Genomic DNA, 14,442 nt, shown 5'->3' on the forward strand with positions numbered 1-14,442 from the left:
CTCGCCGACCAACGAAGTCTCCTCTGAAAGGGAACAGCCATGTCAGTCGTCGCCATCAACGCCCTCACCGTCCCCGAGCCCGCTCGTCCCGAGCTCGAGAAGCGCTTCGCCGAGCGCAAGCACTCCGTCGATGACGCTCCCGGGTTCGAGGGCTTCCAGCTGCTGCGCCCCGTCGCCGGCGGCGACCAGTACTTCGTCTACACCCAGTGGGCGACCCGCGAGGATTTCGAGAACTGGCGGGCCAACCGCAAGTCCGCACACGAGTCCATGGGCAAGAAGCCCGTCACCGAATCGGCGAACCTCCTCGAGTTCGAGGTCGTCGACCTCGACGGCTGACCGTCTCCCCCGCCCGGGCCGAGCCGAGGCTCCGAGGAAGGCCGAGCCACTGAGGTGGACTGAGACCACGCCCGGGCCGCGTCCTCGGCCCTCCTCGGTGTCGCACCCGGCCCGCATCCTCGGCCCACCTCGGTGTCGCACCCCGGCCGAGCCCCGGCTGCGCCGGGACCTTCCTACGCCGGGCGAGTCCGAAGGGGAAGGAGCGGTCCCAGACCCCCACTGGCCTGAATCCCTGCCTGTCCACAGACACCGTCGCAACTGCTACTGTGCTGTTAGTCATCGGCGACGGGAGGCAGAAGATGAGTCAGTCTCAGACGGGCACGGACAAAGCGCCCGGCTTCGTGCGAACGCTGGGCACCTTCGATGCCCTGTTCATCGGCTTCGGGGCCATGATCGGCTTCGGCTGGGTTGTCCTCACCGGCGACTGGCTCACCGGAGCCGGCACGCTGGGCGCGATCCTCGCCTTCGGCATCGGCGGGATCATCATGTGCTTCGTCGGCACGGTGTACTCCGAGATGGTCGCGGCGATGCCCCATGCGGGAGGCGAGCACAACTACCTCATCCGCGCCTTGGGGCCTCGCATCTCACTGTTCGGCTCATGGGCGATCACGGGCGGCTACATCAGCGTCGTCATGTTCGAAGCCGTCGCCGCGCCGCAGACCGCTCTCTACCTGTTCCCCGAACTCGAGAAGGTCAAACTCTGGACCATCGCTGACTCCGACGTCTATCTCACGTGGGCTCTGGTCGGCACGGTCTCGGCGATCGTCATCGCCTTCATCAACATCCGCGGCGTGCGCCTCGCCTCCCTCGTGCAGACCTTCGTCGTCTCCTTCCTCCTCATCGTCGGCCTGCTCCTGCTCGCCGGCGGATTCGTCGGCGGCGATCTCGACAACGCTCAACCGCTGTTCACCGGCGGCGCCTCCGGCTTCATCGGCGTCATGGCCGTCGTCCCGTTCCTCTTCGTCGGCTTCGACGTCATCCCCCAATCGGCCGAAGAGGTCAAGATCCCGCCGCGCAACATCGGCAAACTCGTCGTCATCTCTGTGGTCATGGCGATCGTCTTCTACGTCGTCGTCATCGGCATGACATCAGTGGCGATCCCCGCCGACCAACTCGGCTCGCACGACCTCGTGACAGCCGACGCTCTGACGACCATGTTCGGATCCACAGTCTGGGGCAAGCTGGTCATCGCCGGCGGCCTCGCCGGAATCATCACCTCGTGGAATGCCTTCCTCATGGGATCATCGAGGCTGATGTGGGCCATGGCCAACGCCGGCATGATCCCCAGATGGTTCGGCAAGCTCCACCCCCGCTACCGCACACCGGTCAATGCCATCATCTTCATCGGCTTCCTCTCCGCTCTCGCCCCGTTCCTCGGAGAGAAGGCGCTGAACTGGATCTCGGACGCGGGGTCGCCGGCGATCGTCATCGCCTACTTCCTCGTCAGCGTCGGCTTCCTCGTCCTGCGTCGGCGCGAACCGGAGATGGAGCGACCGCTGAGGGTCGGCGGCTCGGGAAGAGGCGGCTTGGTCATCAGCGCCACGTCCTCGGTGCTGACCCTGATCCTGTTCATCCTGTATCTGCCGATCACCCCGTTCTCCGCCGAACTGGATTGGAGATCCTGGGTCATGTTCGGCGCATGGCTGCTCGTCGGCATCTTCTTCATGTTCCGTCTGCCCACCGGGATCAAGGCAGGACCGCGCGCCGAGAGCGAACTGCTCGCAAAGGTCAGAGCCCTGCGCGGGAAGTAGGCGCGCCGCCACGATCTCGTTGCAGCACTGCCCTTGGCGAGATCTCAGTGCCGCAATGACCCTGGGAACGGCCTGATCCCGGCTGACACGCAAGCACCCCTCACCGCTGGTCGCATCACCTCCCGTTGCAACGGGGTGAGGTGCAGCTGACGGTGAGGGGTGCATTTCTGCCTGGAGGCGATGCCGCGAACTGCAGGCAGTGCCGCGGACGGGCAGTGGTGCTACGGCGAACAGGTGGTGGGACGGTCGTGCTGGTGCGGATTGTGAGTGCTGCCGCGGACAGCGGTGCGGCAAAGGGCTGCTCGACCCATGACGGGTGCGGACATGCGAACGCGGCCGCCGGCTCTTGGCAACAGCGACCGCGCTCGGCCTGAGGGGCGCGCCCGGGTCGGTCGGGCGCGCCCGGATCGGGGGAAGCGCTCGACTCTCGAAGCGAGACGGCTCTCGAAGAGACAGTTCTCGAAGCGAGAAGGCGCTCGGAACGAGACCTCGCTCGACGAGAGTCGGCGCTCGGGGCGCGAGGCGCCTTCAGACAGCGGCGTCGAGGCCGCGCATCTTCAGACGCTCTCGCTGACTGGGGTTGACGCTGGGGCGGAACGGCATCTCGACCACCTCGGCGCGCACCGGGACTCCCGGCGTGTCCGCGAAGGGTTCGGGCAGGTGCACCCAGTACTCGGTGCCCAGCGCCGACGCCTCGACGGGCACATGCGCCATGGCGATGTTCGCCTCGAGCTCCGGTGAGTACCACGGCGAGGTCACATACCCGACGGGCTCTCCCTCTGCTGTGGCGGAGACGAGCCAGAAGTCCGGCGCGTAGTCCGTGATCGGCTTGCCACCGACCAGCAGACCGACCAGCTGGGTCCGATACGGCGGGAACCCGGCCTCGATCTGCTCCCGCACCTCCTCCAGCCGAGTCTTGCCGATGTAGTCGGCCTCCTTCTTCCGAGGCACCTGGTAGGCCAGGTTGACCTGGAACGGCAAGGTCTCGAAATCCATATCCTGCCCCCAGGAGAGGATGCCGGCGGCGATCCTGCGGTGGTGGCTGGGCGCGACGACCTTGAGGTTGTAGGGCACGCCGGCCTCGAGGACGGCGTTCCACATATCCTCGGCGTACTTCGTCGCCTCCTTGAGATAGATCTCGTAGCCCTTCTCCCCGGTGAACCCGGTCTGGGAGATGATGACGTCGCGCCCGCCGACCTGGGCTTCCATGAGTCCGAAGCTCGGCAGCGTCCGTGCTTCCTCACCGACGAGGTCGGCGATGACGTCGACGGACTTCGGGCCCTGGACCTGCACGGGTGCGACGTCGATCTCCTGGATCGTGACGTCGAACCGCCGGCCGACGTTGATCCCCTGCAGCCAGAGCATGAGATCGCTGTCGGAGAGGCTGAACCAGAACTCGTCGACTCCCACACGCAGCAGGATCGGGTCGTTGAGGATGCCACCGGCCTCGTTGCACAGGATGACGTAGCGGGCTCGCATGACCGGGATCTTCGTCGCGTCACGGGTGATGACGAAGTTGACGAATGCCTCGGCGTCGGGGCCCTTGACCTGGATCTGACGCTCCACGGCCACATTCCACAAGGTCACGTCACTGACCAGGGACTGGTACTCGGCCATCATCCCACCGTCCTCGCGGGGGATGTACCCGCGCGGATGGTACATGCGGTTGTAGACCGATGCCCGCCAGCAGCCCGCCTGCATGGACAGCTCCCAATACGGGGACTTGCGGACGCGGGTGTCGATGAGCATCTCGACTGGGGTCGGGCCGGACTGACGTAGGTTGATCGGGACTTCTCTGTCGCTTTGGTCCACTGATGGGACGTTGTTGTCCATGATGTTCCCCCTGCCCTCACAGTTTTATACTATGGAACTCGATTCCCATATTATGGGTATAATGAGTGTAAGATCGAAGACACCGGGAAGCAAGGGACTCGAACTCCGAGTTTCCTGAAACGGCCTCCCAGAAGGAGACGAGGATGTCACAGGCCGCTCTGCTCACGCTTCTGCGCACCGCCCGCTACGAGGTGCTGCCGACGGCGGGAATCGTCGATCGCATCGAGGAGTACATCGTCCCCGGCCGCGAAATCACGGTCACCGCCTCGACGGGACTGAGCCTCGAGGCGACCCTGTCCACGGCCGAGCAGCTGCAGGCCCTCGGCTTCCGTGCGGTGCCACACCTCGCCGCCCGGATGGTCCACGGTCGACCCGAGCTGACCGAGATCGTCGATCGACTCGCCGAGGCGGGCATCGACCGGGTCTTCGTCCCCGCCGGCGACGCCACTCCCCCTGCCGGCGGATATGCAGGAGCCCTCGATCTTCTGACCGACCTGTCGAGCATGGCCGCACCGTTCCAGCACCTCGGCGTCGCCGCCTATCCCGAACCGCATCCGATCATCGCCGATGATGTGCTGATCCAAGCCATGTGGGACAAGCGCGACTATGCCACGCACCTCGTATCGAACCTATGCTTCGACCCGGCGACGATCGCCTCGTGGGCGGCCAGGGTGCGGGCGCGGGGCATCGAGCTGCCGCTCATCCTCGGCATCGCCGGCAAGGTCGAGCTGACCAAGCTCGCACGAGTGGCGACGAAGATCGGCGTCGGTGAGTCCACGCGGTTCCTGCGCAAGAACACGGCGACCTTCACGCGCATGGTCAAACCCGGCGGCTACAACCCGCGGAAGTTCCTCGACCGGCTCGCCCCGGTCCTCGAGGATCCTGCCATGGGAGTGGCCGGCCTGCACATCTACACGTTCAATCAGATCAAGGACACCGAGGTCTGGCGGCGCAAGCAGGTCGCGGCACTCGGAGGGGCCGAGGAATTCACCAGCCTGCAGTGAACGAGCCTCTGCTCGGTCGCTGCGTGTGAATCTGCCCGAGAACTGGTCGCAATCGGACACCTGCAGCGGCCGAAACTATCCGATCGCGACCACTTCTCGCGGCGGGGCCGCCGGTCGCCTACCGGTGGGCGACCTTGCGCTTGAGCGTGCGTGAGAGCAGCCCGGCTTCCTCGGACAGGAGCTGGCCGAGCTTCTCGTGGTGATCGGCGATGCGCATCGTCGGCCCCGAGATGCCGACGGCCGCGACCACGTCCCCATCGATGCCGAACACCGGCGCGGCCAGGGCGTCGAGACCGACCTCGAACTCCTCGTGCACGATGGCGAAGCCGCGCTCGCGCACCTCGGCGAGGTTGTCGGTCAGCTCCTTGCGCGAACCCAGAGTGTGTTCGGTCCGGCGCTCGAGCCGCCCCGTCGGCAGGGGGATGACATCGAAGGCGTACATGACCTTGCCCAGCGCCGAGCAGTGCGGCGGCACCTCGACATCGGCCCAGTTCGTGGCGCCGAGGACGAAGGTCGAATCGACCTGCGCGACCTGCACGACACCGTTCGGCCCCGGCACTGCCAGGTTGACCGTCTCGCCCGTCTCCTCGCTCAGGCGCTGCAGCGTCGGATCGGCGGCGGCGACGAGGTTCTCGACCCGGTCGAAGCGGGAGGCATAGGTGGCGAACAGCGGGCCTCCGCGGTAGAGGCCGTCGCCGTCGCGCTCGACCAGCCCGTTGCGCTCGAGGGCCGACAGCAGCCGTGAAGCCGTCGAACGGGCCAGTTCGGTCGCTTCGACCACTTCGGTGTAGGAGATCGGGTCGTCGGCCCTGACGACCAGCGACAGTATCTCGGCTGCCCGGTCTATCGACTGGGTCCCATTGCTCATCGTGCTCAGCTCCGTCGGGGAAAATACGGTCGGCGCCCCCACGGCCCACCAACCGCACTCACCCTACCGCACACACTCGCACCTCTGGTCGGGTTGTGCCATGTGCGTTACAGTTTCGAAATGAGCAACAGCGAGCCCGTCTCCGAGGCGGCCCATCCGGCCTCCGGGGCCGTCCAGTCCGTCGACCGGGCCGTGACGATCCTCGAGATCATCGCCCGCACCGGGCAAGCGGGAATCACCGAGATCGCCGGCGAACTCGAGGTGCACAAGTCGACCGCTTCACGCATCGTCTCGACCCTCGAGGCCCGCGGTCTCGTCGAGCAGGACCAGCATCGGGGCAAGTACCGTCTGGGCCTGTCCATCCTCCGCCTGGCCGGGGCGACGACCGCCCGGCTGGACATCGTCCAGGAGGCCCGACCGATCGCGAAGATGCTCGCCGAGGAGACCGGCGAGACCATCAACGTCGCCGTCCTCTCCGACGGCGCCGCCCTCTACCTCGACCAGGCCGCATCCACCGCCTCGGTGCAGAGCCACAACTGGGTCGGCCAGCGCATCCCCCTGCACGCGACCTCCAACGGCAAGGTCCTGCTCTCCGGGCTGAGCGAGGACAGCATCCGCTCGACCCTGGCCGCGAAGCTGCCGCGCTTCACCCCGCACACCGTGACCTCGATCCCGCAGCTGCTCACCCAGGTCGCCGAGGTGGCCGCGACCGGGTCCTCGCTCGTCATCGATGAGCTCGAGGTCGGGCTCACCGCCGTCTCGGCTCCCGTGCGCAACGCCCACGGCGATGTCATCGCCTCGATCTCGGCCTCCGGCCCGAGCTTCCGCTTCACCGAGGTCAAGGCCCGCTCGGCCCGGGACCTGCTCATGTCGGCGGCCGCCGACATCTCCGCCAGGCTCGGCTGGCGCGAACACTGACTCGACCCCTTGACACGCCCGTCTCGCAGGGGGACGATCATGGTACAAAGTTCCGCATCGCGCACCCAGTTGCTCGATAGGCAACAGTGCAAGGCGAAGAAGCCTTCAGAGAGGAGCCTGCCATGGCTTCCGTCCCCACCCAGGCCAGCGTCGTCGTTGTCGGTGCCGGCATCGTCGGCAACAGCCTCGTCCACCATCTCGCCGAGCTCGGCTGGAAGGACATCGTCCAGGTCGACAAGGGCCCTCTGCCGAATCCCGGCGGCTCGACCGGCCACGCGTCGAACTTCATCTTCCCCGTCGACCATTCGCGTGAGATCACCGACCTCACCCTCGACAGCATGCGCCAGTACAAGGAACTCGGCGTCTTCACCGAATCCGGCGGCTTCGAGGTCGCCCGCACCGAGGAGCGGATGCAGGAGCTGGCCCGTCGCATGGCCTCGGCGCGGGCCTGGGGCATCGAATCGCAGCTGGTCACCCCCGCCGAGATCGCCGAGAAGGTGCCCTTCCTCGATCCCGAGGTCATCGTCGGCGGCTTCTGGACGCCGACCGTCGGGGTCGTCGACTCCGTGCGCGCAGGCACGATGATGCGCGAGTCCGCCGAGGCCAAGGGGGCCCTGACGGTGTCCCCCAACACCGAGGTGACCGGCATCGACGTCGAAGACGGCCGAATCGTGAGGGTGCACACGACGAAGGGCGAGATCGCCACGGACCGCATCCTCGTCGCCTGCGGTGTCTGGTCGCCGCGCATCGCGGCCATGGCCGGTGCCTCGATCCCGCTGTCGCCGGCAGTGCACCAGATGATCAGCGTCGGCCCGGTCCCGCAGCTGGCCGAGCGTCCCGGCGAGATCTCGTTTCCGATCGTGCGCGATATGGACACGTTCTGCTACGAACGCCAGCACGGTTCGGACATGGAGATCGGCTCCTACGCCCACCGGCCCATCCTCCACGAACCCGACGACATCCCCTCGAACGAATCCGCGAAGCTGTCGCCGACGGAGATGCCATTCACCGATGAGGACTTCGACCCGCAGCTCGAACAGGCCGTCGAACTCATGCCCGAGGTCCTGTCGAACCCCGAGGTCGAGATCCGGTATGCGATCAACGGGCTGCTGTCGCTGACCCCGGACGGTCCGGCCGTCCTCGGCGAATCCCCCGAGGTCGCAGGCCTGTGGTCGGCGGCCGCCGTGTGGGTCAAGGAGGGCCCGGGAGTCGGCCGAGCGGTGGCCGAGTGGATGACGCACGGTCTGCCCGAGATCGACGTCCAGGCCGCCGACATCGCCCGCTTCCACTCCCATCAGCGCACCCGCTCCCATGTGCGGGCGCGCACCTCGGAGGGCTTCAACAAGACCTACGGCATCGTCCACCCTGCCGAGCAGTGGAACTCCGATCGCAACATCCGCCTCTCCCCCATGCACGAGCGGGAGAAGGAACTGTCAGCAGTGTTCTTCGAAGCCGGCGGCTGGGAGCGACCGCAGTGGTTCGAATCGAACGCGAACCTGCTCGAGGAGTTCGGCGAAGACGTGATGGACCGCAGCGCCGAGTGGGAGTCCCGCTGGTGGTCGCCGATCATCAACGCCGAACACCTGGCCCTGCGCAAGCGCGCCGGCCTCGTCGACCTGTCGAGCTTCGTCATCTTCGACGTCTTCGGGCCCGCCGCCCTCGAGGCGGTCCAGCGCATCGCCCTGGCACAGATGGATGTGACCATCGGCCGCGTCGTCTACACCCCGATCCTCGATGAGGCCGGCGGGTTCCGCTCGGATCTGACGATCATGCGGCTGGCCCACGACCGCTTCCGCGTCGTCACCGGCGCCGCTCACGGCATGGTCGACCTCAAGTGGTTCGCCGACCGTCTGCCCGAGACCGGCGCCCAGATCGCCGACCTCACGAGCTCGTGGACGACGATCGGTCTGTGGGGACCCAGGGCCCGCGACATCCTCGGCGGTGTCACCGCCGCCGATGTCTCCCACGAGGGCTTCCGGTTCGCCACCTGCCGGACCATCGAGATCGGGTCGCTGCAGGTGCTCGCCTCCCGCATCTCCTATGTCGGCGACCTCGGCTGGGAGCTCTACGTGCCGATGGAATCCGGGCTGAGGCTCTGGGACACCCTCTTCGAAGCCGGCAGCGAGCACGGGCTCGTTCCCGTCGGCCTCGGCGTCTACAGCACCACCGGCCGGATCGAGAAGGGCTACCGCGCGTTCGGGGCCGAACTCGACTCCGAACGCAGCGTCGTCGAGGTCGGGATGAGCAGGCCGAAGGTCAAGCCCCAGGACTTCATCGGCAAGGACGCGCACGTCAAGCATCGTCAGGCCGAGCCGAAGACCGTGCTGTGCTCGCTCACCGTCGACGACCACACGAGCTCCAGCGGGGAGAGACGCTACATGCTCGGCGGCGAACCCATCGTCTCCGCGAACGGCGAGCCGCTGATCGACGGGCACGGACGCGGCGCCTACGTCACCTCGGCGGGGTCGGCTCCGAGCCTCGGCAAGCACGTCCTCATGGCCTTTCTCCCACCCGCCGAGGCGGTCATCGGCAACCGGCTCCAGGTCGTGTACATGGAGGAGTTCTACCCGGTGACCGTGGCCTCGGTCGATTCCACGCCGCTGTTCGACCCCGACAACGAGCGCATCAGGAGATAGCCATGGACATCCTCGCCTGCATCAAGCGCGTCCCCGACATCGCCGGCACCGTCGCCCTCGACGACACCGGCACCGGCATCGACGATTCCGGACTCGGCCACACCATGTCCTCGCACGAGGAGTGCGCGGTCGAGCTCGCGATCGGCACCGCCTCGGCGACCGGCGGCACCGTGACCGTGCTGACGGTGGGCCCCGCCGAGGCGGTCGAACAGCTGCGCGCGGCCGTGGCCGTGGGCGCGAACGACGGCATCCTCATCGAAACCGCCGAGGCGGACGCCTTCGCACCCGAGGACATCGCCCAGGTCATCGGCGACGTCGTCCGCGACCGCGCCGAGGCGGGGCAGACCTTCGACCTCGTGCTGCTGGGCAATGACGCGGCCGATACCGGCGACTTCCAGGTCGGCATTCGACTGGCCTACGACCTCGGGTATCCGGTGCTGTCGAACATCCAGTCGTTCACGCCGGGTGCCGACGGCCTCGAAGCCCGCGGGATCGGACCGGCCGGAACCGAGGTCTTCTCCCTCGATCTGCCGGCCGTCATCGCCGTCCAGGAGGGCGGGGTCGACCCGCGCTACCCCTCGATCACCGGACGGATGAAGGCGAAGAAGGCGCCGATCGTCGAATACGACGCCCCCGAACCCGGCACCGGCAGCCCACGCATCCGGCTCGAGCTGCCGGAGGTCGAGCAGAGTTCGGTGACCATCCTCGGCGAGGGCCCCGAGGCGGCCCCGGCTCTGGTCGATGTCCTCGAAGAGATCGGAGTGATCCGGCCATGACACACGTATTCGTCGAAACCGATGCCGGCGGTCAGGTGACGCTCACCTCTGCCGAGGCCGTCACCTTCGCCCGCACCGTCCTGCCCGATGCCGGATCTGCCGCCTCGAGCGAGACCTCCGGCATCGAGGCGGTGGTGGTCGGGGCACTCAGCGATGACGCCGTCGCAGAGCTCGGGCGGCTGGGCGTCGCTGCCATCCACCACCTCGAGCATCCGGATCTCGAACAGTACTCGGCCGCCGCCTGGGCGCAGGCGATCGTCGACATCGCTCCCGAGTCGGGCACTCTGCTGGCCTCGGGCACGCCGCGGGGCATGGAGCTGATGGCCCATGCCGCGATCAGAGCCGGCGAGCGCATGGCCGCCAACGTCGTCTCGGCCGATGAGGACGGGCTGCTGCGGCAGGTCTTCGGCGGCACCGCGTTCGAGAGGCTGCGCCTCGACGGGGATCTGCATGTGCTCACCGTCGCCGGCCACGCCTGCACACCCGAGGAGACCACCCCGACGGAGCCGGAGATCTTCGCCTATGATCTCGACGTCGCCGAGGAGGACCTGCGCACCCGGGTCGTGCGCACCGAGGAAGAGGCCGCCGATGACACCTCGGGGCTGACCTCGGCCAGAGCCGTGGTCGGGGCCGGTCGCGGAGTGGGTTCGGAGAACGGATTCGGCGAGGTCCTCGAACTCGTCGACCACCTCGGCGGGGCCTTGGGCGTCTCCCGCGTGGTCACGGGACTCGGCTGGCGCCCGCACGCCGAGCAGGTCGGCCAGACCGGCAGTCGGATCTCCCCGGACGTCTACATCGCCTGCGGGATCTCCGGTGCGATCCAGCACATGGCCGGCGTCGAGGCAGCGAAGACCCTCGTGGCGATCAACACCGACGAGGAGTCCACGATGGTCCAGCGCTCCGACTACGCGATCATCGGCGACCTCCACGAGGTCGTCGGTGCGGTCAACGAGGAGATCGTCCGCCGCCGGGGGTGAGCCGCCTCCTCGTCGGGAGTGAGTCGCCTCCTGACCGGGTGAGATTTCCGTTGCCGCCAGCCAACTGGTTAACTGTAGAACGATCGTTCAGTGTCAGTTCTGCGAAGTTCCCGGAGGCAAGCGTGACAACATTCGAATACTCACCCGAGGTGCGCTGGTCGGACCAGGACATGCTCGGTCACGTCAACAATGCGCGGCTGATCACCCTCGTCGAGGAGTGTCGTGTCCGCTGGATGAATGAGATCCGCGCCGGGCACATCACCGGCGGCGGACTGCTCGTCGCCCGCCAGACCATCGACTACCTCGTGCCCGTCATGTACGGCCCGGAGCTGACGATGACGGTGACGGTGAAGAAGCTCGGAAACTCCTCGTTCACCGTCAACACCCGCGGTGACCAGGACGGACGTCAGGTCTTCGACCACGACTGCGTCCTCGTCCACATCGATCGGGACTCGCAGAAACCCACCCCGCTGACACCCGAGCTGCGCGCGGCTTTCGAAGCCTACCTGCCGGCCTGAGCCGTTCGGCTGACTGGAGTCGGCCCGCCTGCCGTCGCTCGCCGTCGTCCCCGACTGATCCCGGCCTGATCCGGCCGTCCCCGACTGGACTCAGTCGTCCTCGGTCACGAGCGGTAAACTTGTCTGGTCCAGGTGCCCCTGCGCACAGAATACGACCGAACTCACAGGAAGGAACGATGGCAGCAGCACCCCCGTCGCCGGTCTCGGCACGCAGGCAGGCTCGCCACGTCACTGTCTTCCTCGATGTCGACGGCGTCCTCAACTCCTATCCGGTGCCCAAGCTGCGCATCATGACCGAGGGCCGGAAGAGACTGCGGGCGTGGAACTACGAACTCCACTACCGGCCGGCCGTCATCGCCTTCTTCGACCGCATCGTCGAGACCCACGAGGTCGACGTCGTATGGCTGTCGACCTGGTCGCAGCGGTGCAAGTCCGAGCTCGAGCCGAAGTTCGGTCTGCGCAATTCCTTCGACGTCATCGAGATGCCCGATCAGTCCCACAACCGCTATGCCGCCGACCCGCAGCTGTGGTGGAAGGCCCAGGCGATGGAGGAATGGCTGACCTCCCACGAGCACGGGCGTGCGATCTGGATCGACGACGACTTGGCCTGGCCGGCCACGCACGAGTACTTCACGCACCGGTACTCGCCGAACCGCCTCAAGCTCATCGCCCCCGAATTCTCCCGGGGACTGACGAAGGCACATCTGAGGGAGATCAGGGAGTTCGCCTACCCGAAGGCCGGAGCCGCGAAGCCCGGCGCTTCGAGGGCCGGTGCCGCGAAGCCGGTCCATTCGAAAGAGGATTCATGACGCGCATCGGCCTGCTCGACTCCGGACTCGGTCTCCTCGGCACCGCCGACGCACTGTTCAATCTCGCTACCGATGCCGACCTCGTCCTGGCCATGGATCCGGACTTCACCCCCTACGGCAGCCTGAGCACCGAGGCGCTCGAACAGCGCGCCCTGCACTCGGCCGGGGTGCTCGCCGAATGGGAACCCGATGCCATCGTCATCGCCTGCAACACCGCCTCGGTGCAGGCACTTGAGGCCGTGCGCACCCGCTATGAGCCGACCATCCCGGTCATCGGCACCGTCCCGGCAGTGAAGATGGCCGCCGGCACCGGGCAGGACTTCGCGATCTGGGCGACGCCGGCGACCACAGGAAGCGCCTACCAGCAGAACCTCATCGACGCCTTCGCCGCCGACCGGCATGTGGCCAAGGTCGCCTGCCCGGGACTCGCCGAGGCGATCAACGTCGCCGACCTGCCGAAGATCGACCGGGCCATCGAAGATGCCTTCGCCCAGATGGGTCCGGGGCTGGAGTCCGTAGTGCTCGGCTGCACCCATTACGGACTCATCGCCGACCGGATCATGGCCGCCCGAGCCGGGGCGCTGACCCTCTTCGACTCCCCCATGCCCGTGGCCAAGCAGACCCTGCGCCGCATCGGACTCGAACCGGCGGGAATCGGCGACGATCAGCCGGGCACCGGACGCGTGCTCGCCACCTACGCCTCCGGGCGACGGGTCGGTCTGCCCGCGTCCCTGGCCGCCTATCCGGCCGGCAAGCGCCTGCTGGCGCGGGAGTCCCACGACGGCACCGCCGACCGCCGCTGACGTCCCCGTTCTGACCGCCGCAGACTGGCCATTTCCCACCTCCGTGGCCATCCGCCCCCTGCGAATCGGTCGGGATTATAACGGACTCGGGCCCAGCTGACCAGTCGAGTGCTAGCATGGAGAGACCGTCAGTCGTCAAAGGAGGCGATTCGACATGGTCGCACTCACAGTTCTTGCCGCGCTTGTCATTCTCGGAGCCATCACGCTGGGAAACAGCCTGAGGATCGTCAAACAGTACGAGCGGGGAGTGGTCTTCCGCCTCGGCAGGGTGAATTCCGATCCCAAGGAACCGGGGATGAAGGCGATCGTGCCCTTCATCGACAGACTCGAGAAGGTCAACCTCCAGATCGTGACCATGCCGGTGCCGGCTCAGGAGGGCATCACCCGCGACAACGTCACCGTCCGCGTCGATGCCGTCATCTACTTCAAGGTCGTCGATCCGCGCAAGGCCATCGTCGATGTCGAGGACTACCGGCTCGCCGTCGGCCAGGTCGCCCAGACCTCCCTGCGCTCGATCATCGGCCAGAGCGAGCTCGACGATCTGCTGACCAACCGCGAACGACTCAATCAGGGCCTGGCGATCATGATCGACAACCCGGCCGTCGACTGGGGCGTCCACATCGACCGCGTCGAGATCAAGGACGTGGCCCTGCCGGAGACGATGAAGCGTTCGATGTCCCGCCAGGCCGAGGCCGAACGTGAGCGCCGCTCCCGGGTCATCATCGCCGATGGTGAGCTGCAGGCCTCGAACAAGCTCTCCGAGGCCGCCAAGGCGATGTCCGACACCCCATCGGCCTTGCAGCTGCGACTGCTCCAGACCGTCGTCGAGGTCGCCGCGGAGAAGAACTCGACCCTGGTCCTGCCCTTCCCCGTCGAGCTGCTGCGCTTCCTCGAGGGCAACACCCCGGCCGGAGTCGCGGGCGCGACCACGGCCGAGGGCGCTGCGGGCAGCGCCGACGAAGCGAAGACCGAGGGCGCAGAGGCGGACGCGACGACGAGGGCCGATCTCGATGCGATCGTCAAGGCGATGTCCGAATCGCTCAGGCTCACCGGCACCATGCCCGAACAGGAGCGCAGCACCTCGGACATGCCCGATTCCGAACGCACCACTTCGGACTCCGGCGAGCGCACCTCGGACCCGAGCGGCGAACGGGAAGGCACCACTTCTGACTCGGTCGATCGGGAGGACCACCTCGGACACGCCTGAGCCCCG

General features: G+C 67.2%; 13 protein-coding genes. 11 read left to right on the forward strand and 2 right to left on the reverse strand.

The features are described 5' to 3' along the window. Positions 1-39 precede the first annotated feature (39 nt). Positions 40-336 carry an antibiotic biosynthesis monooxygenase gene (locus tag IG171_RS14690; RefSeq protein WP_212128116.1) on the forward strand — a complete coding sequence of 99 codons (297 nt, stop codon included), beginning with the start codon at positions 40-42 and terminating at the stop codon, positions 334-336. 299 nt (positions 337-635) lie between these two features. After that, a complete protein-coding gene (locus IG171_RS14695; protein ID WP_212128117.1) occupies positions 636-2,087 on the forward strand; it encodes an APC family permease in 1,452 nt (483 codons plus the stop codon). 528 nt (positions 2,088-2,615) lie between these two features. Here IG171_RS14695 and IG171_RS14700 read toward each other — a convergent pair. After that, positions 2,616-3,920, reverse strand: coding sequence for a glycine cleavage T C-terminal barrel domain-containing protein (locus IG171_RS14700; protein ID WP_212128118.1), 1,305 nt, complete (start codon positions 3,918-3,920; stop codon positions 2,616-2,618). A gap of 143 nt (positions 3,921-4,063) precedes the next feature. On the opposite strand from IG171_RS14700, the gene IG171_RS14705 reads away from it, so the two are divergent. Further along, a complete protein-coding gene (locus IG171_RS14705; RefSeq protein WP_212128119.1) occupies positions 4,064-4,924 on the forward strand; it encodes a methylenetetrahydrofolate reductase in 861 nt (286 codons plus the stop codon). 118 nt (positions 4,925-5,042) lie between these two features. Here IG171_RS14705 and IG171_RS14710 read toward each other — a convergent pair whose 3' ends face one another. Then, positions 5,043-5,792, reverse strand: a complete 750-nt coding sequence (locus IG171_RS14710) for an IclR family transcriptional regulator (protein WP_212128120.1) — start codon at positions 5,790-5,792, stop codon at positions 5,043-5,045. 120 nt (positions 5,793-5,912) lie between these two features. Here IG171_RS14710 and IG171_RS14715 point away from each other — a divergent pair, with 120 nt between their 5' ends. From IG171_RS14715 to IG171_RS14750, 8 genes are all read left to right on the forward strand, one after another. Beyond that, positions 5,913-6,710: an IclR family transcriptional regulator gene (locus tag IG171_RS14715; RefSeq protein WP_212128121.1), complete on the forward strand. Its 798-nt coding sequence runs from the start codon at positions 5,913-5,915 to the stop codon at positions 6,708-6,710. 122 nt (positions 6,711-6,832) lie between these two features. After that, entirely contained in the window at positions 6,833-9,346 is a 2,514-nt protein-coding gene (locus IG171_RS14720; RefSeq protein WP_212128122.1) for an FAD-dependent oxidoreductase, read from the forward strand. A gap of 2 nt (positions 9,347-9,348) precedes the next feature. Beyond that, entirely contained in the window at positions 9,349-10,122 is a 774-nt protein-coding gene (locus IG171_RS14725; protein WP_212128123.1) for an electron transfer flavoprotein subunit beta/FixA family protein, read from the forward strand. Continuing rightward, positions 10,119-11,099: an electron transfer flavoprotein subunit alpha/FixB family protein gene (locus tag IG171_RS14730; protein WP_212128124.1), complete on the forward strand. Its 981-nt coding sequence runs from the start codon at positions 10,119-10,121 to the stop codon at positions 11,097-11,099. The genes IG171_RS14725 and IG171_RS14730 overlap by 4 nt, the downstream gene beginning before the upstream one ends. A 122-nt stretch (positions 11,100-11,221) precedes the next feature. Further along, a complete protein-coding gene (locus IG171_RS14735; RefSeq protein ID WP_212128125.1) occupies positions 11,222-11,617 on the forward strand; it encodes a thioesterase family protein in 396 nt (131 codons plus the stop codon). Between the two features lie 176 nt (positions 11,618-11,793). Then, positions 11,794-12,426 carry an HAD domain-containing protein gene (locus tag IG171_RS14740; RefSeq protein WP_212128126.1) on the forward strand — a complete coding sequence of 211 codons (633 nt, stop codon included), beginning with the start codon at positions 11,794-11,796 and terminating at the stop codon, positions 12,424-12,426. Then, a complete protein-coding gene (locus tag IG171_RS14745) occupies positions 12,423-13,229 on the forward strand; it encodes an aspartate/glutamate racemase family protein (protein ID WP_212128127.1) in 807 nt (268 codons plus the stop codon). The genes IG171_RS14740 and IG171_RS14745 overlap by 4 nt, the downstream gene beginning before the upstream one ends. A 154-nt stretch (positions 13,230-13,383) precedes the next feature. After that, a complete protein-coding gene (locus IG171_RS14750) occupies positions 13,384-14,436 on the forward strand; it encodes a slipin family protein (protein WP_212128128.1) in 1,053 nt (350 codons plus the stop codon). Positions 14,437-14,442 lie beyond the last annotated feature (6 nt).

Origin of the sequence: Brevibacterium sp. SMBL_HHYL_HB1 (assembly GCF_018208375.1) — a bacterium.
Lineage (GTDB): Bacteria > Actinomycetota > Actinomycetes > Actinomycetales > Brevibacteriaceae > Brevibacterium > Brevibacterium intestinavium.

Coding starts and splice junctions, on each gene's coding strand:
- IG171_RS14710 (WP_212128120.1), bottom strand. CDS start 5,792: ATGAGCAATGGGACCCAGTCGATAGACCGGGCAGCCGAGATACTGTCG.
- IG171_RS14725 (WP_212128123.1), top strand. CDS start 9,349: ATGGACATCCTCGCCTGCATCAAGCGCGTCCCCGACATCGCCGGCACC.
- IG171_RS14750 (WP_212128128.1), top strand. CDS start 13,384: ATGGTCGCACTCACAGTTCTTGCCGCGCTTGTCATTCTCGGAGCCATC.
- IG171_RS14715 (WP_212128121.1), top strand. CDS start 5,913: ATGAGCAACAGCGAGCCCGTCTCCGAGGCGGCCCATCCGGCCTCCGGG.
- IG171_RS14705 (WP_212128119.1), top strand. CDS start 4,064: ATGTCACAGGCCGCTCTGCTCACGCTTCTGCGCACCGCCCGCTACGAG.
- IG171_RS14700 (WP_212128118.1), bottom strand. CDS start 3,920: ATGGACAACAACGTCCCATCAGTGGACCAAAGCGACAGAGAAGTCCCG.
- IG171_RS14720 (WP_212128122.1), top strand. CDS start 6,833: ATGGCTTCCGTCCCCACCCAGGCCAGCGTCGTCGTTGTCGGTGCCGGC.
- IG171_RS14730 (WP_212128124.1), top strand. CDS start 10,119: ATGACACACGTATTCGTCGAAACCGATGCCGGCGGTCAGGTGACGCTC.
- IG171_RS14740 (WP_212128126.1), top strand. CDS start 11,794: ATGGCAGCAGCACCCCCGTCGCCGGTCTCGGCACGCAGGCAGGCTCGC.
- IG171_RS14745 (WP_212128127.1), top strand. CDS start 12,423: ATGACGCGCATCGGCCTGCTCGACTCCGGACTCGGTCTCCTCGGCACC.
- IG171_RS14690 (WP_212128116.1), top strand. CDS start 40: ATGTCAGTCGTCGCCATCAACGCCCTCACCGTCCCCGAGCCCGCTCGT.
- IG171_RS14695 (WP_212128117.1), top strand. CDS start 636: ATGAGTCAGTCTCAGACGGGCACGGACAAAGCGCCCGGCTTCGTGCGA.